The 21,099-nt window shown below is 69.7% G+C and carries 19 protein-coding genes and 1 tRNA gene; 13 read left to right on the top strand and 7 right to left on the bottom strand.

Annotated features, from left to right (window positions below):
• Nucleotides 1–202 precede the first annotated feature (202 nt).
• Nucleotides 203–2,284: an AfsR/SARP family transcriptional regulator gene (locus GA0070564_RS04440; protein WP_176730539.1), complete on the top strand. Its 2,082-nt coding sequence runs from the start codon at nucleotides 203–205 to the stop codon at nucleotides 2,282–2,284.
• Nucleotides 2,285–2,330: 46 nt separating this feature from the next.
• On the opposite strand, the gene GA0070564_RS04435 is transcribed toward GA0070564_RS04440, so the two are convergent.
• Nucleotides 2,331–3,623: a GAF domain-containing protein gene (locus GA0070564_RS04435; protein WP_091602791.1), complete on the bottom strand. Its 1,293-nt coding sequence runs from the start codon at nucleotides 3,621–3,623 to the stop codon at nucleotides 2,331–2,333.
• Nucleotides 3,624–3,774: 151 nt separating this feature from the next.
• Here GA0070564_RS04435 and GA0070564_RS04430 point away from each other — a divergent pair, with 151 nt between their 5' ends.
• The 4 genes from GA0070564_RS04430 (at nucleotide 3,775) to GA0070564_RS04415 (ending at nucleotide 6,132) form a co-directional block, all read left to right on the top strand.
• Nucleotides 3,775–4,176, top strand: coding sequence for a hypothetical protein (locus tag GA0070564_RS04430; protein ID WP_091602788.1), 402 nt, complete (start codon nucleotides 3,775–3,777; stop codon nucleotides 4,174–4,176).
• A 578-nt stretch (nucleotides 4,177–4,754) separates the two neighbouring features.
• Nucleotides 4,755–5,081, top strand: a complete 327-nt coding sequence (locus GA0070564_RS04425; RefSeq protein ID WP_091602784.1) for a helix-turn-helix domain-containing protein — start codon at nucleotides 4,755–4,757, stop codon at nucleotides 5,079–5,081.
• A gap of 268 nt (nucleotides 5,082–5,349) precedes the next feature.
• Nucleotides 5,350–5,553 carry a cold-shock protein gene (locus GA0070564_RS04420; protein ID WP_091602780.1) on the top strand — a complete coding sequence of 68 codons (204 nt, stop codon included), beginning with the start codon at nucleotides 5,350–5,352 and terminating at the stop codon, nucleotides 5,551–5,553.
• 297 nt (nucleotides 5,554–5,850) lie between these two features.
• Nucleotides 5,851–6,132, top strand: coding sequence for a hypothetical protein (locus tag GA0070564_RS04415; RefSeq protein WP_091602777.1), 282 nt, complete (start codon nucleotides 5,851–5,853; stop codon nucleotides 6,130–6,132).
• A 193-nt stretch (nucleotides 6,133–6,325) separates the two neighbouring features.
• On the opposite strand, the gene GA0070564_RS04410 is transcribed toward GA0070564_RS04415, so the two are convergent.
• Both GA0070564_RS04410 and GA0070564_RS04405 read right to left on the bottom strand, forming a co-directional pair.
• A complete protein-coding gene (locus GA0070564_RS04410) occupies nucleotides 6,326–7,588 on the bottom strand; it encodes an ATP-binding protein (RefSeq protein ID WP_091602774.1) in 1,263 nt (420 codons plus the stop codon).
• Nucleotides 7,589–7,939: 351 nt separating this feature from the next.
• Nucleotides 7,940–8,551, bottom strand: a complete 612-nt coding sequence (locus GA0070564_RS04405) for a TetR/AcrR family transcriptional regulator (protein ID WP_091602771.1) — start codon at nucleotides 8,549–8,551, stop codon at nucleotides 7,940–7,942.
• Nucleotides 8,552–8,714: 163 nt separating this feature from the next.
• Here GA0070564_RS04405 and GA0070564_RS04400 point away from each other — a divergent pair, with 163 nt between their 5' ends.
• The 3 genes from GA0070564_RS04400 to GA0070564_RS04390 all read left to right on the top strand — a co-directional run bounded on the left by GA0070564_RS04400 (nucleotide 8,715) and on the right by GA0070564_RS04390 (nucleotide 10,898).
• Complete coding sequence (locus GA0070564_RS04400; protein ID WP_091602768.1) at nucleotides 8,715–9,176, top strand: nuclear transport factor 2 family protein; 462 nt, start codon at nucleotides 8,715–8,717, stop codon at nucleotides 9,174–9,176.
• Nucleotides 9,177–9,228: 52 nt separating this feature from the next.
• Nucleotides 9,229–10,437: an epoxide hydrolase family protein gene (locus tag GA0070564_RS04395; protein ID WP_091602764.1), complete on the top strand. Its 1,209-nt coding sequence runs from the start codon at nucleotides 9,229–9,231 to the stop codon at nucleotides 10,435–10,437.
• 83 nt (nucleotides 10,438–10,520) lie between these two features.
• Nucleotides 10,521–10,898, top strand: coding sequence for a nuclear transport factor 2 family protein (locus GA0070564_RS04390; protein ID WP_218104872.1), 378 nt, complete (start codon nucleotides 10,521–10,523; stop codon nucleotides 10,896–10,898).
• A 566-nt stretch (nucleotides 10,899–11,464) separates the two neighbouring features.
• Here the strand turns inward: GA0070564_RS04390 and GA0070564_RS04385 are convergent.
• The 4 genes from GA0070564_RS04385 to GA0070564_RS30555 form a co-directional block, all read right to left on the bottom strand.
• Nucleotides 11,465–12,112 (bottom strand): nucleotidyl transferase AbiEii/AbiGii toxin family protein, encoded by a 648-nt coding sequence (locus GA0070564_RS04385; protein WP_091602758.1) that lies wholly within the window; start codon nucleotides 12,110–12,112, stop codon nucleotides 11,465–11,467.
• Nucleotides 12,113–12,114: 2 nt separating this feature from the next.
• Nucleotides 12,115–12,681 carry a hypothetical protein gene (locus GA0070564_RS04380; protein WP_091602756.1) on the bottom strand — a complete coding sequence of 189 codons (567 nt, stop codon included), beginning with the start codon at nucleotides 12,679–12,681 and terminating at the stop codon, nucleotides 12,115–12,117.
• A 96-nt stretch (nucleotides 12,682–12,777) separates the two neighbouring features.
• Nucleotides 12,778–13,176, bottom strand: a complete 399-nt coding sequence (locus GA0070564_RS29750) for a DEAD/DEAH box helicase (RefSeq protein ID WP_245669844.1) — start codon at nucleotides 13,174–13,176, stop codon at nucleotides 12,778–12,780.
• Nucleotides 13,177–13,205: 29 nt separating this feature from the next.
• Nucleotides 13,206–13,559: a DEAD/DEAH box helicase family protein gene (locus tag GA0070564_RS30555; RefSeq protein ID WP_245669843.1), complete on the bottom strand. Its 354-nt coding sequence runs from the start codon at nucleotides 13,557–13,559 to the stop codon at nucleotides 13,206–13,208.
• A 42-nt stretch (nucleotides 13,560–13,601) separates the two neighbouring features.
• Here GA0070564_RS30555 and GA0070564_RS29740 point away from each other — a divergent pair, with 42 nt between their 5' ends.
• The 5 genes from GA0070564_RS29740 to GA0070564_RS04345 all read left to right on the top strand — a co-directional run bounded on the left by GA0070564_RS29740 (nucleotide 13,602) and on the right by GA0070564_RS04345 (nucleotide 21,097).
• Entirely contained in the window at nucleotides 13,602–17,573 is a 3,972-nt protein-coding gene (locus GA0070564_RS29740) for an RHS repeat-associated core domain-containing protein (protein ID WP_281182066.1), read from the top strand.
• Nucleotides 17,570–17,827 carry a hypothetical protein gene (locus tag GA0070564_RS04365; protein ID WP_141714696.1) on the top strand — a complete coding sequence of 86 codons (258 nt, stop codon included), beginning with the start codon at nucleotides 17,570–17,572 and terminating at the stop codon, nucleotides 17,825–17,827. The genes GA0070564_RS29740 and GA0070564_RS04365 overlap by 4 nt, the downstream gene beginning before the upstream one ends.
• Before the next feature lie 627 nt (nucleotides 17,828–18,454).
• Nucleotides 18,455–19,645, top strand: coding sequence for an IS110 family RNA-guided transposase (locus GA0070564_RS04360; RefSeq protein ID WP_091602747.1), 1,191 nt, complete (start codon nucleotides 18,455–18,457; stop codon nucleotides 19,643–19,645).
• A 194-nt stretch (nucleotides 19,646–19,839) separates the two neighbouring features.
• Nucleotides 19,840–19,915 (top strand) — tRNA-Arg (locus GA0070564_RS04355).
• Nucleotides 19,916–20,365: 450 nt separating this feature from the next.
• Nucleotides 20,366–21,097, top strand: a complete 732-nt coding sequence (locus GA0070564_RS04345; RefSeq protein WP_091604552.1) for a phosphotransferase enzyme family protein — start codon at nucleotides 20,366–20,368, stop codon at nucleotides 21,095–21,097.
• The last annotated feature ends 2 nt before the right edge of the window (nucleotides 21,098–21,099 follow it).

The raw sequence follows: 21,099 nt of genomic DNA, 5'->3' as shown, positions 1-21,099 counted from the left end.
CCCCCTTCTTCGCCCAGGTTCGTCACCGCTGGTGACTTGGAGCGTTCAAATCCGCACCGTGCGTGTCGCCTTGCAGTTTCCGAACGACGAACGCCGGGGGCAACGTTTAGCGTCCCGACGTAAGCGCGGTGAAAGCCGCCGGTTGCGGGTGCCCCACCGAGCGGTCAGCATGATTCACATGCATCGATCCGGGTGCCCGCCCGTGGAGGGTCGCCGTGAACGTGGCCACCTCCTCGGTGACCTCGGTTGGGAGGTGGACGGCTCCGCTGCGGTGATCACCGGGCGGCAGCGCCGGCTGCTGCTCGGCCTGCTCATGCTGCACGCCCCCGGGATCGTGCCGGTGGCCCGGATCACCACCGCGCTCTGGCCGGGCCGCGACCCCGAACAGGCCCGACCGGCGGTCCAGGTGCAGATCCACCGACTCCGCCGGGCGCTGCCGGCCCTGGACCTCCCCGGCGGCCGGATCCACGCGGAGCCGACCGGGTACGCGCTGCGCCTGCTCGCGCTCGACCTCGACGTGCTGGTCTTCCGCCACCGCCACCACGACGCCCTCCGGGCGGCGGCCGAGGGCCGGGTCGACCGGGCGGCGCGGCTGCTCCACCGGGCCCTCGACCTGTGGCACGGCCCCCCGTTCGGCGGCCTCCACCCGTGGGTCCGCGACTGGCCCGAGGTCACGGCGCTCGGCGAGCTCCGCGAGCACGCCGTGGCGACCCTGGTCGACCTGGAACTCGGCCTCGACCGGCCGGCCGCGGCGCTGCCGGCGCTGCGCCGGGTGCTCGCCGACCAGCCGGACCACGACGGGCTCCGGGAGCGGCTGGCGATCGTCATCGACAGGTGTGACCGCTCCGCCGCGGTGGTCGCGCACCGGCCGTACCCGGCCCGGCCGCTCGGGACGGCCGCCGCGCCACCCGGAGCGGCGCCCCGCGACCCGCACCGGACGCCGCGGTACCGGGGTGCGGACCCTCGCCTGGCCGGACGGCCGCAGCCACCGGCGCACGCCGACGGGGACCTGTCGGCCCGGCGGGCGCTGCTGCGCGCCGCCGACTTCGCCGAGCGGATGGGTGGGCACGGACAGGCGCGAGACTGCCTGGCCGCCGTCCTCGCGGCGACCGCGCCCGACCACCCCGACCGTGCCCGGCTCCTGGTACGGCTGGCCGACCAGCGCGCCCGGGACAGCGGCGCCGGAGCGGCCGAGGCCCGGGAGGCGGCCCGGCTCTTCACCCAGCGGGGCGACCTGCTCGGCACGGTCGAGGCCGAGCTGACCGTCGCCCGGATCGCCTGGTGCCGCAGCGACCGGGCGACGACGCTCGGCGCCCTCACGGCCGCCCGACGGCTGTTGGCGTCCCGCCCCCGGGCCGGCTGGCCGGTGCCGCTGGTCGCCTCGCTGGCCGGCCTGCTCGCGGTGACCCGGCAGCCGGAGGCGGCCGTCGACCAGGCCGACGCGGTGCTGCGGCACGGGGAGCGGACGCCCGACGACGCGGACCGCAACCGCCTGCTCAGCAACCGGGGCATCGCCCGGCTGGACCTCGGCGACCCCGGCGGGCTGGACGACTGCCTCGTCGCCACGGCCGAGCACGAACGTCTCGCCGGTTGGGTGCCCGTCGTCTTCGCAGTGAACGCCATGGACGCCGCAGCCTGCCTCGGTGACCTCCCCCGGTACGGCCGGCTGCTCGACCGCGCCCACGCCACCGCCGGCACCCGCGGCTGCCCGCAGGACCTGCGGTACCTGGCCGCCGCCGGCGCGTGGTGGGCGTTCTGGTCCGGTGACCGGGCCGACGCGCAGCGCCGGGTACGCCGCTGGCTGGCCCACGACGACGGGCACTTCCTGACCGACCAGTGCCTCCATCTCGAGGGGCGGCTGCAACTGTGGCGGGGCGACCGGGGTGGGGCGGCGCAGACCCTGGAACGGTTGACCGAGCAGAGCCGCCGGGGGAGCCGCTGGCACGGCCGGGCGTACGCCCCGATGCTCGCCGCGGCGCTGGCCGCCGGCCGGAGCGGGACCACCCGACGGGTGCCGGCACTGGTCGAGGAGGCGATCGACGTCATCGGCGCCAGCTTCCTACCGCCCGAGATCGGCGTGGAGCTGCCGATCCTGATGCGGGCCGCCGGCGTACCCGCGACCGCCCTGTCCCGGATCGCGTCGAGCCCCTGGCGGGAGGGCGCCGAGGCGTACCTGCGCGGCTACCACCACCAGGCGACGAAGCTCTACCGGACGATCGGCTCCCGCGCCGACGTGGCGCTCTGCCGGCGGCGGATGCCGGCCGGCTCGTCCCGGGGCGGCTGAACCGCGTCGCCGCACCCCGGTTCCCGCCCACCGCCGGCGAACGGGGTCACCGGTCGAGGTAGGCGGCCAGGCCGCCGAGCTCCTCGCTGGCGATGAAGACCGACCGCACGTTGAGGATGGCCTCCTCGACGTGGTCGTCGCAGCCCCACGCCGAGTCGCCCCAGGAGTCGGCCACCTTGATCCGGGCCGGCGCCGGGCACCCCTGGGCGCCACCGAGCTGGCAGTGCTCGGGGTGCGGTCGGGCGGCCTGGTTGGCCGCCGCGGCGCGCATCCGGTCGGCGAGTTCCGCCGCGGCGGCGGCGCGCCGCTCGGCCTCGGCACGGAGCTGCCGCTCCGCGCGTACCGCCCTGGCCAGCTCGTCGTGCGCCGCCGCCGCGCGCGCCTCGGCGGCGGTCTTCGCCTCCTCGACGTGGTGGCGTTCGATGGCCAGGGCCGCGGTGCCGGCGAAGACCCGGGAGAGGGCGAGGTCGCTGTCCTGCGGGACGCGCGGGGTGCGGTGGTACATGGCGAAGGTGCCGAGCAGGCTGCCGTCCCGGGCCAGGATCGGGGTCGACCAGCAGGCGGCCAGCCCCGCCCGGCCGGCGAGCTCCCGGAAGTCGGCCCAGAACGGGTCGGTGACGATGTCGATGACGACGACCGGTTCCCGCCGGTGGGCGGCGGTACCGCAGGAACCGACGCCCTCACCGGTGGCGATCCCGTCGATGGCCTCGTTGTAGAACCCGGGCAGGCTCGGCGCCGCGCCGTGGCGCAGGTGCCGGCCGTCCGGGTCGGCGAGCAGTACCGAAACCAGCACCTCCTGCGGCGCCAGGTTCTCGATGCAGCGCGCCATCCCGTCGAGCACCTCGGTCAGCGGCGCCTGCCGGGCGATCTGCTCCAGCATGGCCCGGTGCTCGGCCATCAGCCGTTGGGCGTGCTTGACCTGGGTGGTCTCCACCCCGATCACCCGGATCCCGGTCACGGCGCCGGTGGCGTCGCGGCGGGGCTCGTAGGTGAAGTCGAAGAACGCCTCCCGCGCGTGCGGGCCGCTGCCCAGCACCACCCGGGCGTCCCGGCCGGTGTACGGCTCACCCGTGCGGTAGACCTCGTCCAGCAGCGCGATGAAGCCCTGACCGGTCAGCTCGGGCAGCAGCTCGGCGACGGGGACCCCGACCCGCGCCCGGTCCTCCCCGACAGTGGCGAGGAACGCCGGGTTCGCCGCCTCCACCACGTGGGTCGGCCCCGCGAGCGCGGCGAACACGGCGATCGACTGCCCGAACAGCGCCCGCAGGTCCTCCGCCGCCGCCTGCTCGGCAGCCGACGACTCCGCGGCATCCGTCCGCTGGTCCGGTACCGCCGTCATGTTGTGGTCCCCCTCGGGTAGGGCATCGTCGACGGGTCGCTGGGTCGCCCGCCGGACCGTCGCCAGCGTACGGGGAAGGCCGTGCGACCGCTGTGCGGGTCAGTGCTGGGCGCGGAACAACAGTGCTGCTTCTCGACGGCTCTACGCCGACATGGGGCTGCGGCAGGAGCAGTCCACCGAGGACCGGCGTGCCGCCCGACGTCGGGCCGTCGACTGGCTGCTCGACACCACCGTCGTGGCGCTCTCCGCCGTCGCCGCCGACCGGCTCGGCGGCGACGACCAGCTTTGCGCGGTGGGCGGCGCTGAAGTACCTCCTGGACGATGCCCTGGAGCTGATCGAGAGACCCGGGCCCGAGCGGATGACGGCCCGGGCGCGCCGGCCGACCGCGCCGCTGCGTTCCTCGGCCTGGGTGACCCGACCGCCGCCGTAACCGGCCTGCGTCGCGCGATGGTCACCTACGAGGAGATCGACGACGAGGAGCCGGCCCGGCAGGTGCGGGAACGGCTCAACCGGCTCGGCGCGGGACCGGCCCCGGGCCGCCAGCCATCCTGATGGACGGCGCCCAGAAAATCTAGGCTGGAACGACTAGACATCTTCTTCAGGCTGGCATACTCTTCTTCAAGTCGAGAGGAAAGATCCGTCAGAACGCAGACGGGCCGGCCGGCCGTGAGGTCACGACGGGCGGCGACGGGAGGAACAGGCTTCAGCGCCTCCTCCCGAGAAGCATGAGGAGCACGTCACCCGGCGTCATGCGAGCCGGGGTGCAGGTGGGGCCAAGGCTCTTTCAGGGCTCCAGCTGATGTTCGCCGTACGTGTGGGGGCCGTGAAGTCGCGTGGGCTCCCGCGCCGGCGGACCGTACGTCAGCCAGGGAAGAAGTAGCAGAGGAAAGGGAGGGCCGTACACCGTTGGATCGCCCGCCGTCGGCCGTCATTTCAGGCCGGGCGGACACCGCAGTTCCCATCGAACGAGAGGTGGTCTCCGGTCACGCATATGCGATCCCCGCACCCGAAGCCGTCAGTTGTGGCCGGTGCGGATCTGACAAGCCGACGTTCCCGTCGGCAGATGGTGTTCTGACCCGTAACCCTGGGCCCCGGCGCTTACGCGCCGGGGCCCTCGACGTGGAGGTGACATGGGGCAGAACCCCGATGACATGTTCGGCGATGAGAACTACCCGGCCTACACGATCGGCCAGGCTGCGGAGATGCTCGGCACCACGCAGGACTTCCTGCGCCGCCTGGACGAGGCGAAATTGATCAACCCGCACCGCTCCACCGGTGGGCACCGCCGCTACTCCCGCTACCAGCTGCGCCTGGCGGCCCGGGCCCGGGAGATGGTCGATCAGGGCACCGCCCTGGAGGCCGCCTGCCGGATCATCATCCTCGAAGACCAGCTCGAGGAAGCTCTGCGGCAGAACCAGGACCAGAACCAGCAGCACGGGACAGGACACCGCGGCTGACCGGACCACTGACCGTTAGGTCGCCGGCCGGCCCACCGGTGCGAACCACCTCGGGGCAGCCCCTGCGCCGATGGGGTCGGCGGCCGATCACGTGCTACGGTAGCCGTGTTGCAGTTTTGATTTCCTTAGACGTTTTCCGGCGCCTGATGGGGCATCTGAGACCCATCCAGGCGCCTTTCGTTTTTCGTGTCGTTTCGACGCGGGTGATCAACGCGGCGGCGTAGGGGTCCGCACAGTGCGGTCTCTGACAGCCTGCGAAGGAGCAGACATGACTACAGGCACCGTGAAGTGGTTCAATGCCGACAAGGGCTTCGGCTTCATCAGCCCGGACGGCGGCGGCGCTGACGTCTTCGCCCACTTCTCCGCGATCTCGGCGAGCGGCTTCCGCAGCCTCGACGAGAACCAGAAGGTGGAGTTCGACATCACCCAGGGCCAGAAGGGTCCGCAGGCGGAGAACATCCGCCCGATCTGATCCACACACTGCCAACGGCGGCCCGACTGGTTCAGCGGGCCGCCGTTCGGCGTTTCATGCACTCACCAGGGCAGCGCGAAACTCGTCTGAGCGGCAGAAGGTCGGTCATCTCGGTGTGAAGCCGGCTCCGTATTGTCCCGTGTCTCCTCCTGGATAGACCCGGACCTCGGGCGCTAATCTTGAGCATCGACTTTTACCCCTGACGGCGGAATGCCGCCTCGCGGCCGCCCTGACGGTAGAGGCACGTACGGTCGCGACCCGGGGTGTACCACGTTGCATCGTGAAAGGTTGGTGACAATGACGACGACCTACTCGGGTCCAGCCAAGCTGATCCTGGTCGACGGCGCCTGCATCTCCGGCATGGCTTCCCTCAGTACCAACCAGCGCGGAGGGCTCAACGGCTGGGGCGGTTCGTTCCGGCCGGACGAGATCACGACAGACCTTCGCAACGCAGTCGAAGGGCTGCAACTGGAGCTGCCCTACGATCGGGTGGGGACAGTCGCCGTCACCGGCATTCGCAAGCTACTCGCCACGCAGGTGTTGATGTCGTTGGCAGGGCGCGGACCCGCACCATTCTGATCGTGCGCCGTACCGCCGCCAGGAAGTGCCCGCCGACGAGACCTCGGTTCCGCCGGCCACTCCACCCCGTTCACCAAGATCACCCGGAGTCACATCGAGACCCCGGGTGTGGTCCTGGGCTGGCTGCTGAAGATCAGCAGACCACGCCCTTCGGTCCTCGGCGGCCCGGCTGAGGAGCGACCTGCGGGCGAGGTCAGTCTGCTGTCGGGGCGGGAGCCTGCCACAGGGTGCTCACCGGCATGGCGCGGAGTCTGTCGCCGAACGGCAGTGTGGAGGTTCCGGTATAGAGGACGATGCCGGCGACGAAGTCATTGCCGAGGCGCTCGGCGAGCCGGCGTAGCCCGCGGAAGTCGTCGGGTCCGACGGTGGTGGCTGCTTTGACTTCGATCCCGACCACCTGACCGGCTCGGTTCTCGAGCACCGCGTCGACTTCGTACCTGCTCTGGTCGCGGTAGTGGGACAGGTCGACGAACTGCTCGGACCAGGTGAGCTGCCGGGAAAGCTCGGACAGGACGAATGATTCGAGTAGTGGCCCGAACGGTGCGCCGGGCCGGAGTAGTGCCCGGGCGTCGGTCGCGATCTCGTTGGCGGCGATGCCGGAGTCGACGAAGATCAGTTTCGGCGCTGCGGTGGCGCGGGTGCCCAGGTTGCGGGACCAGCCAGGGATCCGTTTGATCAGGAAGATCTCTTCCAGGGCCTGGAGGTAGCGGGCGATCGTCGGTCGACTGAGCCCGAGTGCAGACTCGAGGGAGTTGGCGGCGATGATGGTCGCGGATCTGGCCGCGAGCAGGCGTACCAGCTTGCGTAGTTCGCCCTTGTGCTGGATGTTGGACAGCTGCCGGACATCACGGTCGATGAGCGCCTGGACGTAGGCGTCGAGGAAACGTTGGCGGCGGCGTGGGTCGGTGCGGGTGGTCGCCTCGGGTAGGCCGCCGCGCACGATTCGGGCCGCGTAGTCAGCGCGGGTCACGTCCGACTCGTGTCGCAGGTCCGGGCCGAGCGCGAAGACGGCGTCGATGAATCCGTCCGGCGCCGCGTCGAGTTCGCCCTGGGAGAACGGCCAGAGTTCGACGGTTTCCATCCTGCCGGGCAGCGCGTCCGGGGCAGCCACCATGCCGAAGAGGCGAGACGAGCCGGTGAGCAGGTACCGGCCAGGACGGGGATCCTCGTCGACGGCGGCCTTGATGGCCAACAGGAGTTCCGGAGCGCGCTGGATCTCGTCGATGACCAGGAGTTCGGAGGAGTCCACGAACCCGGCCGGGTCGGCGATCGCCGCCGCCCGGTCCTGAGCCCGATCAAGATCGCGGCGCTCGGCCAGGCGATCGCCGGCAACGAGGCGGACCAGGGTGCTCTTGCCTGCTTGGCGTGCTCCGCTGATCAAGACGACGCGGGTGTCCGCCAGGGCAGCGTTGACCTGCGCGGCGGCGCGGCGGGGGATCAGGTGCGAGGTGGGCACGGCGTCATCATAGCGGGCACATTTTCGATCTGCGGGGACCTTGGCTTTCGATTTGCGGCACCAGGTGCGTTCAGTGCGCGGTCATTTGGTGTTCGATCTGCGGGCCATGTGGGCGAGGCGGTTCGCGGAAGGGGTCCACCGCTACGCCGTGTTGTGGCGAGTTCGGGGAAGGCTTCTTCCGCGTGCCCGGACCAGTCGAGGTGACGCGGAAGCGTCACCGTGCCTTCGGTCGGGCCGTGCAGTGCGGCGAGGGTTTCGGCTACCACGTAGGGCTTCCGGTCGCCGTAGGTCCGGTAGTCCGCCGGCGGCTGGGGTGAGGTCCTGCGCCGGCTGATGTTGGTCGCCCGGCGCCTACGCCGCGCTGGTCTCGGGGACGGATCGGCGCAGTCCGGCGATGGCCTCGTCCAGGCTGATCTCGAGGTAGCTGATGCGGTCGGTGGCCTGGAGCATCGCGGCGCCGCCCGAGATCGCGGTGAGGATGCCGGTGGCTGCGGCATCGACGTCGATGCCGGCGTCGACCGCTCCGCTGTCCCGCAGCGCCCGGACGCCGGCGGCGATGTGTGCGTGCCACCGGTCGTAGAGGTCGGCGATGATCTCGCGGGTGGCCGGATTGGCCAGGCTGAGCTGGGCGGTGAGCGCGGTCAGTGGGCACTTCTCGCGCTGCGCGTCGTACCGCTCGATCACGCGCTGTCGCCAGGCTTCCCAATTGGGCCAGGTCGTCAGGTCGCCGAGCATCGGTTGCTGCTCGGCGAGCACCTGCTCGGCCTCGTACCTCGCAACCGCCAGCAGCAGGTCGGTCTTGCCGTCGGGAAAGTAGTGGAACAGCTGGCTCTTGCTGGTCGACGTGGCCGCCCTGATGTCGTCCAGCCCCACGCTGGCCGGTCCGTGTTCGCGGATCAGATGCGCCGCGCCGGTGACGATCCGGTCGCGGGTGGCGGCTCCTCTCGCTGTCAACGCGGGCATGCCGGGACCCCTTCCTGGACGCCCGCCGTGCGGCGCATTCCACAGCATCCGTCGCTGAGACTAGCACCACTGGACTTGACGGTCCAGTTCCTGGCGTGGACAGTTGGACCCGTTGGTCCAGTCGAGCGGTGACTGGAGCGTAAGCGAATGGGGAGGATGCAGCGTGAAAGACATCGAGACGCTCACGGCTCTCGAGGAGATCCGTCTCCTGGAGGCCCGGTATGCGAGGTACGCGGACGAGAAGCGGTGGATGGACCTGGCCGGACTCTTCACGGTCGACGGCACGTTCACACCTCAGGACGCCGAGGGTAGGCCGTTGCTGGTCATGTCCGGCCGGCAGGAGATCGCGGAGACCCTGACCAGTGTGAACGGCGGCGACGTCACCGCGATCCACATGCTCTTCACGCCGGAGATCGAGATCCTCTCCCCGACCACGGCGCGCGGCATCTGGGCCATGGCCGACCTGCTCTTCCGCGGCGCGGACGCCCCGCCCGCGGCCGAGGGCCTGCCCCCGTTCCGGACGATGCGCGGCTGGGGGCACTACCACGTCAGCTACGAGAAGGTCGACGGCCGGTGGCTCATCGCCGAGCGGGTGCAGACCCGGACTCGGCTGGAATTCGAGTGAACCCGGGCATCCCGCCCGTTCCGTCTGTCAACCTCAATTTGAATGGAAGATCATGACCAACAAGCAGTTGGAGCCGTTCGTCGTCAACGTCAGCGAGGCCGACCTCACCGACCTGCGCCGTCGGCTGAAGGACACCCGCTGGGCCAGTGACCCCGGCAACGAGAACCAGTACTACGGCATCAGCACCAGCTACCTGCGCGACCTGGTCGACTACTGGATCGACGGATTCGACTGGCGGGCCGCCGAACGCCGGATCAACGAGTTCACCCAGTACCGGGTGGAGGTCGACGGGGTTCCCGTGCATTTCATCCGGGAGCCGGGCAAGGGACCGGCCCCGATCCCGCTGATCCTGTCGCACGGCTGGCCGTGGACGTTCTGGGACTACAGCAAGGTCATCCGGCCGCTGGCCGACCCGGCGTCGTACGGGGGCGACCCCGCCGACGCGTTCGACGTCATCGTCCCGTCCCTGGCCGGCTTCGGGTTCTCGACGCCGACCGCCGGTGACATGAACTTCTGGAAGATCGCCGACCGGTGGAACACCCTGATGACAGACATCCTCGGCTACCGGAAATACGCCGCCGGCGGATCGGACTACGGCGCCCTCGTGACCAGCACGCTCGGCCACAAGTACGCCCAGAACCTGTACGGCATCCACCTCGGCCACGACCTGCCGCTGAACATGTTCAACGGCGACGCCTACTGGAGCCTCGGCGCGATGCCGGAGGGCGTTTCGGGCGAGCTGAAAGACGAGCTGGTCACCTTCTACGAGACCTACGCCTCCCATGTCGCGGTGCACATGCTCGATGCACAGACGCTGACCCACGGGCTCAACGACTCGCCCGCCGGGATGCTCGCCTGGCTGCTGCAGCGCTGGCGTAAGTGGAGCGACAAGAACGGCGTGTTCGAGGAGGCGTACCCGCGTGACCACATCCTGACCAACGCCACCATCTACTGGGTGACCCGGTCGATCGGGTCCTCCATCCGGTCGTACCGCAACGCGGTGCGCTACCCGTGGCAGCCGTCGCACGACCGCACCCCGGCCATCGAGGCGCCGGCCGGGTTCACGTTCCTCAGCGGCGACGTCTACCCGCCGGGCACGACCGTGGACACCCGGGTCACCGCCTTCGAGAACGGCCCCACCCGGCAGTGGTTCAACCCGGTGTACGCCAAGGCCCACCCTCGCGGCGGCCACTTCGTCCCGTGGGAGAACCCCGAAGCCGTCATCGAGGACGTCCGCGCGACCTTCCGCGGCCTGCGCTGACGACCACCGTCGTGGTCGCCGGGGACACCGCTCCCGGCGACCACGACCAGCTGATCCCAACCCGAGAACCGAGGAGTGCCATGATGTCCGACAACGACGCGCTGGTCCGCGGCTTCGTCGACGCGTTCGAGCGCAAGGACGCGAGCCTGCTCGTCCCGTTCCTCCACCCTGACGTGGTGTTCCGCAACTACGGCGACGACGAGATCCGCGGCCGCGAGGCGCTGACGCGGATGTGGGACGGGGTGTTCCAGCAGTTTGAGGTCGTCCGGTTCGAGACCCTGCACCAGGCGGTCGACGGCGACGTCGTGCTCGCCGAGCAGATCCACCACCTCGGCCTTCCTGGCGGACCGGTGGCGCCCGTGATGAACCTCGCCGTGTACGAGATCACGGACGGGCGGATCGCGGCCTGGCGCGACTACACCAATCCCATCGTCGCCCGCGACCTGCTCACCGGCAGGTGACACCAGGGGACCCGGCGTCACGCCGGGTCCCCACCACCGCCGTACACCACTGGCGAGTTCCGTGCCCTCCCGCCCGGTGCGTGGTCAGCGGGCTGCGGCGCGCTGATCGCGGTACGCGCGTGGGCGAGTGGCCGGTGGTCCGCTTGAACACGACGCTCAGGGCGCTCTCGGAGCTGTAGCCGACGACGCGGGCGACGGCGGCGACGGTGTCGCCCTGCGCCGAGGACGTAGATCCCCCGGAGGTTTTCCTCATGCGTGTGTGGTCCTGGGCTGGGCGAACAGGGGTCCGGGTGACGTGGGTGAACGTGGGCCACTCCCTGCCACCCCAGGTGAACCCCCAGGTCGCGAGACTGTGCCCTCGCGCCCCCGTAGCTCAGGGGATAGAGCATCGGTTTCCTAACCCGACGGTCTGCCGGTTTCCACGAGCCGATGACCTGCCGCTTTCTATCCTCTGCCGTTGCGTGCCGGTCGCTTCGCGGGCTCGCTGCGATCGCTTGCCGAAGATCAGCTGGACCGTTGTGGGTCCTGCGGGTGCGGGCTTGACGTTGCCGCGAGTCGGGATCGAGTCACCCTTCCTCGTCGTCGAGCAGTTCGCGGCGCCACTGGGCGAATCGGCTTCGGAGATCGTCCAGCGCTGGGCCGGTGACGCCGTACTGGGCGAAGTCGTCGGGATCGAGCTGGGTGGCTTGTCCGAGGGCGTCGGCGAAGATGCGCGGGTCGAAGCCACGGTCGGCGCGCTGCGCGAGGGCGAGGAGGTTTTCGCGGGTGTAGCGGCCGGATCGGAGTGTGGCGTCGATGTCGATGAAGTCCCGGGCGAACGCTCGTCCGTAGAGGGCGCTCATCTTGTTCGCTACCGCGTCGTCGGGGTGTAGTACCGGTCCGATCGCCATGAGGATCGGTTCGTTGGCACGCCAGTCCACGCCGAGTTCGACCTTGGAGACCCGCACGCCGTCGGTGACCGCCAGCCGGGCGAAGGTGTCGTACTGGCGCTCGGTCTCGACGGTCAGGCCGTCGTCTCGGTAGGCGTGCACGACGGCGGTGACCGCGGCGGTGAACTCGTTGCGGCGGTCCCAGGCGGTGAACAGGTCGACGTCCTCGCTGGGCCGCTCGACAAGCCCGGCGGCCTGCACCGCGTAACCGCCGGCCAGAGCGAAGCCGTATCGATCGGCCGCGCCGAGCCCGGTACGGGCGAGGCGTTCGTGGAAGGGGTCCATCGCTATGCCGCGTTGCTGCGGGTCGCGGCGAGTTCGGGGAAGGCTTCCTCCCAGCGCTGGCGGAGTTGAGGTGGCAGCCAGAGGGTGGGCCACAGCCGCCGGAGGAGGTCGGCATCGAGCCAGGTGTGCAGATCCTCGGCCGTGCTGGCTTCGGTGAGCACCACCTTGTACATGCTGGCCAGGCGTGCGGGCCGGTCAAGGTCGTACTCGGCCTGCCCGGACCAGTCGAGATGACGCGGAAGCGTCACCGTGCCCTCGGTCGGGCCGTGCAGCGCGGTAAGGGTTTCGGCCACTACGTAGGGCCTCCGGTCACCGTAGGGTCGGTAGTCCGCCGGTGGCTGGGGTGATGTCCTGCGTCGGCTGATGTTGGTCGCCCGTCGGACTTCCGGTCGTAGCGCCTGACGGATCGTCTCCCGGCTGTACCCGGTGACCCGCTGCAGATCCACCGGTCGCCAGCCGGCCGCGTGAAACGCCCGCAGCTGCTCATCTCGTTCGATCAACGCGGCCGCGCGCGTCGCCTCGTACCGGGAGACAACCGCGCGTAGCTCATCCTCGGAGAACCGACCCATGCAGTCAGCCTACTACGCTAGGCCCAGCACGCTTGGCTCCTTGTCATACCCGGGCAACTGGGCGGGACCAGGCATGGTGATCGCGTTGGGATTTACTCATGTTCGGGTGAAGCCGAGTGCTCGGTATCCGGGCATGCGGCGGGGGAGTGAGGCGGCGAGGATGGGGGTGGCCGGGTCGTGGTAGTCGTGGACCTCGGCGAGGTCCTTGCCGGGTGCGGCGCGGATGACGCGGCCGGCGCATTGGACGAGTAGGCCGTCGTAGGAGATCGGGCCGGCGAGGAAGAGTGTGTCGAGGGCTGGGGCGTCGAAGCCTTCACCGATGAACGGTGTGGTGCCGATGACGAGCAAACCCTCACCGGCTTTGGCGCCGTCGAGCCGGTCAACGATGGTCCGCCGTTCGCTGGTGCTCATCGCGCCTTGAAGCACGAGCGCCTGGTGTCCGCGTGCGGCGAGCAGAGCGGTGAGAGCTTCGACCTGGGCGACCCGTCGGGTCAGGACGAGACAGTTGCGACCGCGGGTTAGGGCTACGGCGACATCGTCGGCGATCTGGGTGTTGCGTGACTCGTCGACGGCGAGTCTTCGGTGGACCTCGGCGAGCGCGCCGGGGCGTCGAGGTCGATGTTGCCGGGCTGGAAGGTGGTCTCGTGGATGAACAGCGCTCGTCGGGGGCCGGCGTCGGTGTGCATCGCGGCTGCGAGGGTGCCTTGTTCTTCGTCGGTGAGGGTGTGGCGGACGGGTCCGAGTTGCCAGGTGACGAGTTGGCCGAGGCCGTCGCGTCGGGTGGGGGTGGCGGTGAGGCCGAGCCAGAACTGTGCGGCGATCCGTTTGACCGAGTGCTCGTAGGCTGCGGCGCCGAGGTGGTGGCATTCGTCGACGATGACGTGGCCGTACCCCAGGGTCAGGGTGGCGACGTCGTCGTGATGCAGGCCACCTACGACTCGTCCGGCAAGGTGATAGAGCAGACCGACGCGACGGGCTCCACCGTTCGGCCCACCTGGGGCAGTTCGGTCGCCAACTTCCCCGACAACAACGGTGGGATCTGGACTGACGTCTACACCGGCAGCGTGTTGACGAAGCAGATCGACCCGTACGGCAAGGTCACCAGCTATAAATACGACTACAACAAAGCATTCGTAACCCTGCGGCCGGTTGAAATCGCCGATCCGAACGGCAACGTCACCACGATGACGTATGACGACCGGGGCAACATGCTCACCCGCACCGGGCCAGCGACTGTCGGCATCGTCGAGACGTGGACCTACGACGGCGCGAACAACGTCACGTCCTACACGGATGGCCGGGGTAAGAAGACCACCTACACGTACGACGAGCAGAAACGGCTCGCCACCGAGACCGATCCCGCTGGCGGCAAGACCAGCTACACCTACACGACGACGGGTGAAGTGGCCACGGTGACCAGCCCGGCAGGGCGGATCACCAGCTACGGGTACGACGCCGCGGGCAACCGCACCTCGATGACCACCCCGGGCGGCCGCAGAAGCACCTACACCTACGACGCGGCCGGTCGGATGCTCACCAGCACCGATCCGCGCGGCAACCGCACCGGTGCCGACCCCGCGAAGTACACGACCCGGTACACCTATGACGCGGCGGGCAGAGTGCTGACCGTCACCGACCCCGCCGGCAAGGTGGTCACGTACGGGTACGACGCCAACGGCAACCGGACCAGCGTGACGGACCCGGCCAACGGCGTCACCCGCTACACCTACGACGCCGCCAACCGGCTCACCGGGCGGACCGACCCCGCCGGGCACACCACGACCACCGGCTACGACCGGGCGGGAAACGTCACCTCCGTCACCGACGCCATGGGTGACAAGACGACCTACGTCTACGACGCCGCTGGGCGGCTGACCTCCAGCGTCGGTCCCCGTGGCAACGCGGCGGGCGGCAACCCGGCGAGCGATACCGTCAGCTACGGCTATGACGCGGTCGGCAACCAGACAACGGTGACCGACCAGGCCGGCGCTCTGACGAGCACCGCCTTCGACGCGACCAGTCGGCCCACCGCGGTCACCGATCCGCTGGGCCGCGTCACCCGCTACGGCTACGACAAGTCCGGTAACCAGACCTCGGTCACCGACCCCACCGGTGCGGTCACGACCCGGACGTTCGATGCCCGCGGCTGGTTGACCGGCGTCACCGATCCATTGACCCACACCACCGTCTACGGGTACGACGCTGACGGTTTGCTCACCGAGCAGATCAGTCCGCTCGGCAACAAGACAGTCCGGGGCTACGACGCCGACGGCCGACTCACCTCGACCATCGAACCGCGAGGCAACGCCACGGGGGTCGCACCGGCGGACTTCACCACACGCATCGAGTACGACGCCGCGGGCAACCGCACCAAGCTGACCGACCCGCTGGGCCGCTCGGTGACCTCCGAGTACGACGCCACCAACCGGCTCAGTAGGAGCGTCGACCCGAACGGTCGAGCGACCAGCTACGGCTACGACGCGACCGGCCGGATCACCTCGGTAGCCACGCCCAACGGCGCCACCACCGGCTTCGCCTATGACGCGGCCGGCAACCTGAAAACGGTCACCACGCCGCTCGGCAGGAACTACGGCTACAGCTACGACGCCGCCAACCGCACCACCGCCGCCACCACCCCGACCGGCCGCATCACCAGCTACACCTACAGCCCGGACAGCCGCGTCGCGGCCGTCACGCTGCCCAGCGGTTCGATGACCTACTCGTACGACGCGGCCGGTCGTACCACCGGCGTGAACTATAGCGACAGCACCCCCGACCTCACCTATGCCTATGACGGGGCTGGCCAGACCACCGCGGCGAGTAGGGGCACCAGCACGGCCACCTACGGCTACGACACCGCCGGTCGGGTCACCAGCGTCAAGCGCGGCGCTCAGACCTTCGGCTACGCCTGGAACAAGGCGGGCCAGCTCACCGGGCGCACCCTGCCGGACGGACGGGTTCAGGCGTACACCTGGCAGGACGACTCCCGGCTGGCCGGTACCACCCTCACCCGCGGATCCACGAGTTGGCAGGTCAGTTACGGCTACGACGCGGCAGGCAACCGCACCAGCGTTACCCGGCAGGGTGGACCCAGCAGCAGCTACACCTACGACCGGGCCGGGTCACTGACTCGGGTGGCACACGCGATCGACGCCACCACCCTGGTCGCCCAGGACATCACCCGCACCGCGACCGGCAGCCCGTCCTCGGTCATCACCACGCAGGGCGCCACCACGACCCGGGCCGTCTACTCCTACGACGCGGCCGACCAGTTGACCCAGGTGTGCCGCCCTGCCGCTGGAACGACCTGCTCAGCAGCCGATCCGCGAACCACCTACGCGTATGACCCGAACGGCAACCGGACCGGCAAGGTCACCGCCAACACCAGCGGCGCCGGCACCACCACGTACGCCTACGACGCCGATGACCGCCCGACCGCCCGCACCACCAACGGCGCCACCACCACCCTGGCCTACACCGCCAACGGAACCCTGGGCAGCGAGACCGGATCGGGCGGCACCACCACCTACGACTACGGCCTCGACGCCAACCTCCGGCGAGTGCAACGCCCGGGCGGTACCGCCGTCGGTTACGAGTACGACGAGGACGGGAACCGCACCCGTCGTACGGTCAATGCCGCCACCGACGCCACCTGGACCTGGGACACCCTCGGAATGCCGACCCGGGTTGAGGAGAAGGACGGCGCCGGCGCGGTGACCCACCGGTGGTGGGGCGAACCGCAGGGTCAGCTCGGCTCCGCCCTGGTAGACACCGTGGCAGCCACTCCGGCCTGGCTGCTGGACGACTACCAGGGCTCGATAGTGGACGTCGCCACGGCGACGGCGTTGACCGGCAGCGCCACCCTCGACCCCTTCGGGGAACAGGTGACCAGCAGCGGCACGTACGCGAACAACCCGCTGCGGTTCCACGGTCAGTACCTGGACGCGAAGATCGGCCTGTACGACATCCGTACCCGGGACTACGACGCGGGAAGCGGCCGGTTCACTTCTCCCGACCCCGCCCCAGCGGCGGACGGGTCACCGTTCGTTCAGACCTACCACTACGGCAACAACCGTCCCACCGTGTTGACCGACCCGACCGGCCAGTGCGCCATCGTCTGCACCGCCATCATCGGCGGAATCGTCGGCGCCGCCGCAGGCGGCGTGGATTGCTGGCTCAGCGGCGACGATCGCAACACCTGCATCAAGAAGGTCGTCGTTGGTGCTGCCGCCGGTGCCCTGACCGGCGCCACCATGGGCATGGCCGGCCCTGCCGGCGCCAGCCTCTACGGCGGGGTGACAGCCGGCCAGGTGGGCACCACAGCCCTTATCGGTGGGGGCGGCAGTGCCCTCTACGGCTCCGGCGTCGCCGCCTGGACCGGCCGACCGTACGGATCCAGCGACGCCGCCCAGGACTTCGCATGGGGAGCAGCTTTCGCCGGAGCGGGCGGCACCGCTAGTGCGCTTGCCGGACGATCGAGCTCCCGGGCCTTGCCCTGTCCCTTCGCTGGCGGGGCAAGCGGATCCTCGAACCCGATCTGGACAAGTTGGAACAATTATCCCAAGATGGTCGGTCCGAACGGCCAGGAGTACGCCTTGATTGGTGGCCGTCTGTACAGCCGGCATGCGGTAGACCGTATGCAGCCGAGCTGGCTTCGGTTCTCCGGTAAGCCTGGCCCGGACGAAGGTGGGTTGACCGGCGGCATGCCGCAGCTGAGACAGACGGGTGGCAGCTATGACTACGGCCGCGGCGTATCGCCAACGTGGGTGGAGTACGTTATCCGCAATTCCCCTGGGACACCTCAAGGAAATGGGAACCTTTCCCATGTCCTCGGCACGCTCCAGGTCATCGTCACCCCGGAGGGACGGGTGGTTACCGTGATTACGCATTGAGTGCTGAGCAGACGGTGCACCAGCTGATGGAACTGCGAGACGCGCTGCAGCGCGGTGAGCTGAACATCGATGATTACTACCTCTCCTTTGAAGTGCTCATTAACGGAGCTCCATACGAGGGGCGACAGTTGCCCCCCGAACTAAGCGCTTTAATTAACCGGATGGAGTTTGTTCGATTCACCCAGCGGCCGGAGGATCAGATCAAGGCGGCTACCCAGGTAGCTAACGATGCGATTCGCCTGCTCGCAAGTTAATCTGCGAATCCTCCCAGTCGTCGAACATGCCCCGGTGCCTCGATAATGCCGGTCGTACAACACTGGAAGTCCATGCCGCTTCAGTTCGCGGTGCCGCGAAGGCCCGGGCGAGCAACGTGGCGAGTTCGGCTGCGCGGGCTGGGTGGCGATGGCCAATCCAGGGGAGAGTCTTTCGCGTCGAGGTTGGCAACACCGTCCGCCCTCCAAGATCGATGCTCCAGGTTCTCGCACATCGTGTCCGAGACGCAGGCCGGCGACGGCGGGAGCCTGGGGTTGCCGTGCCCGTGGGGCCGGGAATCGGGGATGGCTGTGTGTGTTCCGCCGTGATCTTGGCTGAGCGTCGAGGTGCCGCCCGCTCCCGCCTCGTGGGTGCGTTGGTTGAACGGGCGCGGCCCTGGTGGCCGTAGAACCTGATGCCGGGGAGCGGTGGGTATGGCTGCGTGTGTTTCGTCGAGATCGCTTGGCTCACGGTAGGAGATGCCACCCGCCGCTTCGTCGTCTGCGAGATTCGGTAGACCGCTGATGGAGACCCGCGACTCGCGTTCGCATCCGTAGAAGGTGCCGGCAAACCCGAACCCACAGACGCGGCACGTGCGAGCAAACCGACCGACGAAGGAGAGTACGACGGTGGCGAAGCTGTGGATTGGCGTGGACATCGGCAAGACCCACCACCACGTGGCCGCCGTCGCCAGCGACGGCCGGCTGGTCTACTCCCGCCGGGTCGCCAACGACGAGACCGCGCTCCTGACAGTGATGGCCGAGGTGTCAACGCACGGCCGGCCGGCCTGCTGGGCGGTCGACGTCACCAACGGGCTGTCGGCGTTACTGCTGACCCTGCTGTGGCGGCGGCAGGTGCAGGTCCGCTACGTCTCGGGCACGGTCGCGTTCCACATGGCCGCGGCGTTCGCCGGGGGGAACAAGACCGACGCCCGCGACGCGGTCGTCATCGCCCAGACCATCCGTATGCGCCCCGACATTCCGATCCTGGAACCCTCCGACCGGCTCCTCGCCGAACTCACCGTCCTGACCAGCTACCGTGCCGACCTTGTCGGGCAGCGCGTCGCCACCCTGTTCCGGTTGCAGGAGCTGCTCACCGGGATCAGCCCTGTCCTGGAGCGGGCTGTGGACCTGAACCGGAAGGCCCCGATGATGGTCCTCGCGTGCTGGCAGACGCCGGCGGCGATCCGGCACGCCGGCGTTGACCGGATCACCGCCCTGCTCCGCCGCGGCCACGTGAAGAACGCCTTGCAGGTCGCCGAGGCGATGGTCGCCGCCGCCCGGCAGCAGACCGTCACCCTGCCCGGCCAACGGGCCGCCGCGGTGGTCGTCGGGCAGATGGCCACCGAGATCCTCGCCCTGGAGCAGCGCATCGCCGCCGTCGACGACCTCATCGCCGAGCAGCTCGACCAGCACCCACTGGCGCCGATCATCGAGAGCCTGCCCGGCATGGGACCCCTACTCACCGCCGAACTACTCGTCCACACCGCCGGCATGACCGAGCACGACAGCCCCACCAAACTCGCGGCACATGCCGGCCTGGCACCTGTTTCCCGCGACTCCGGCACGGCTTCCGGGAACCATCGGCAGCCCCGCCGCTACCACCGGAGACTGCGCCACATTCTGTGGATGGCCGCCTTCACCGCTGCCAGAGAATGCCCCACCTCCCGCGCCTACTACGAGAAGAAACGCGCCGAAGGAAAGAACCACCGGCAAGCCATACTCGCCCTCGCCCGGCGGCGCGTCGACGTCCTCTGGGCACTCATCCGCGACCGTAAGACCTTCAGTCGACCGGCAGTAACCGTCCGCACCGCAGCCTGAAACGGCCCGCTTTCCGCCGGCTCGAGCCTCTCGCGTCGGCCGATCCAGCCTGCCTATCAAGATCAACCGGAGTCACATGGAGACTCCAGGTGTGGTCCTGGGCTGGGCGAACGGGGGTACGGGGAACGCAGGTGAACGTGGGCCACTCCCTGCCACCCCAGGTGAACCCCCCGGTCGCTAGACTAGGCCCTCGCGCCCTCGTAGCTCAGGGGATAGAGCATCGGTTTCCTAAACCGTGTGTCGCAGGTTCGAATCCTGCCGGGGGCACCAGGTCAGACCAGTGTTCAGCCGACGCGAGGCGGTTGGCGCCCCCAGCGCTCGATGTGTTGCCTGAACCAGTGCGCCCCCGCGACTGCTGCGGCAATCGGATCTGCCTCGTCCAGTCGGTGGCCATCCGGGGAGCCGTGTCGATCAGCGCATCATCGGCGCGTACTCCGTCGTCCCAGTTGAGGCAGGCCGGGCTCCAGCCTCTCCGAAGGCTCCTGCCGTCATCATCGAAAATCGTAGGACGCCACCAGCCATGGACTGCCGTCCGGATCCTCGTGGTGCCAGTCGAGTAATCCCGGCACGTGCCGGACCAGTTCGGGGAAGAAGGCCGTGTCGCCTCCCTGTCGCGCCCGCACGGACAAAGGGTCCCATGGGAGCGGCTGGCCCGCCGGGGATATCACGGTTGTTGGCGACGTCGGCGAACCAGCTGCGGAACCCAGTAACGTGTGGCCGGTGGGGTGGGAGGCGCTGCGGCACTGGGGTGACGACGTCACCCGCGTCGAACCGCTCACCGGCGGAGTGGCCAACGACGTGTGGAGCGTACGCGTCGACGGGCGCCTCGCGGTCGCTCGTCTCGGCCGCCGGAGCGACGCCGACCTGGCCTGGGAGACCGCCCTCCTGCGTCACCTGGACCAGGCGGGTCTGACCGTGCCGGCGCCGATCCCGGCAGTGGACGGCCGCCTCTTCGCCGACGGTCTGGTGGTGATGACCTATCTGGAGGGTGGGCCGCCCGGGACGCCGGCCGACTGGCGTCGGGTGGCCGGCACGCTGCGCGAGCTGCACCGCCTGACGCGGGGCTGGCCGCAGCGCCCGGGCTGGCGGTCGTCGACCGACCTGCTGCACGCCGAGACCGGGACGAAGGTCGACCTCGGCGCGATGCCCCCGGAGGGGGTGGCCCGGTGCCGGGCGGCGTGGGCGCGGCTGGCCGGCCGCCCGACCTGCGTCGTCCACGGCGACCCCAACCCCGGCAACGTCCGGATGACCGCCGATCGGGTGGCGCTGATCGACTGGGACGAGGCGCACGTCGACGTCCCCGACCTCGACCTCGCGCTGCCCGACAACGCCGCCGGCCTCGACGACCGCGCGTACGACGTCGCCGCGCAGGCGTCGGCCGCCTGGGAGGCCGCGGTCTGTTGGGACGACGACTACTCGGTGCGGCGGCTCGCCGAGGTCCGGGCGGTCTGAGC

This window comes from Micromonospora mirobrigensis (assembly GCF_900091555.1).
GTDB lineage: Bacteria > Actinomycetota > Actinomycetes > Mycobacteriales > Micromonosporaceae > Micromonospora > Micromonospora mirobrigensis.
The sequence above is the reverse complement of the archived record's forward strand: the minus strand, read 5'-3'. Positions and strand labels throughout refer to the sequence as shown.

What these genes read in the sequence shown, in the direction of transcription:
- GA0070564_RS04435 (WP_091602791.1), bottom strand. Translation starts at nt 3,623, where the DNA reads ATGACGGCGGTACCGGACCAGCGGACGGATGCCGCGGAGTCGTCGGCT.
- GA0070564_RS04380 (WP_091602756.1), bottom strand. Translation starts at nt 12,681, where the DNA reads ATGGGTCGGTTCTCCGAGGATGAGCTACGCGCGGTTGTCTCCCGGTAC.
- GA0070564_RS04405 (WP_091602771.1), bottom strand. Translation starts at nt 8,551, where the DNA reads ATGCCCGCGTTGACAGCGAGAGGAGCCGCCACCCGCGACCGGATCGTC.
- GA0070564_RS04425 (WP_091602784.1), top strand. Translation starts at nt 4,755, where the DNA reads ATGGGGCAGAACCCCGATGACATGTTCGGCGATGAGAACTACCCGGCC.
- GA0070564_RS04415 (WP_091602777.1), top strand. Translation starts at nt 5,851, where the DNA reads ATGACGACGACCTACTCGGGTCCAGCCAAGCTGATCCTGGTCGACGGC.
- GA0070564_RS04420 (WP_091602780.1), top strand. Translation starts at nt 5,350, where the DNA reads ATGACTACAGGCACCGTGAAGTGGTTCAATGCCGACAAGGGCTTCGGC.
- GA0070564_RS04395 (WP_091602764.1), top strand. Translation starts at nt 9,229, where the DNA reads ATGACCAACAAGCAGTTGGAGCCGTTCGTCGTCAACGTCAGCGAGGCC.
- GA0070564_RS04390 (WP_218104872.1), top strand. Translation starts at nt 10,521, where the DNA reads ATGTCCGACAACGACGCGCTGGTCCGCGGCTTCGTCGACGCGTTCGAG.
- GA0070564_RS29740 (WP_281182066.1), top strand. Translation starts at nt 13,602, where the DNA reads ATGCAGGCCACCTACGACTCGTCCGGCAAGGTGATAGAGCAGACCGAC.
- GA0070564_RS04430 (WP_091602788.1), top strand. Translation starts at nt 3,775, where the DNA reads ATGGGGCTGCGGCAGGAGCAGTCCACCGAGGACCGGCGTGCCGCCCGA.
- GA0070564_RS04385 (WP_091602758.1), bottom strand. Translation starts at nt 12,112, where the DNA reads ATGGACCCCTTCCACGAACGCCTCGCCCGTACCGGGCTCGGCGCGGCC.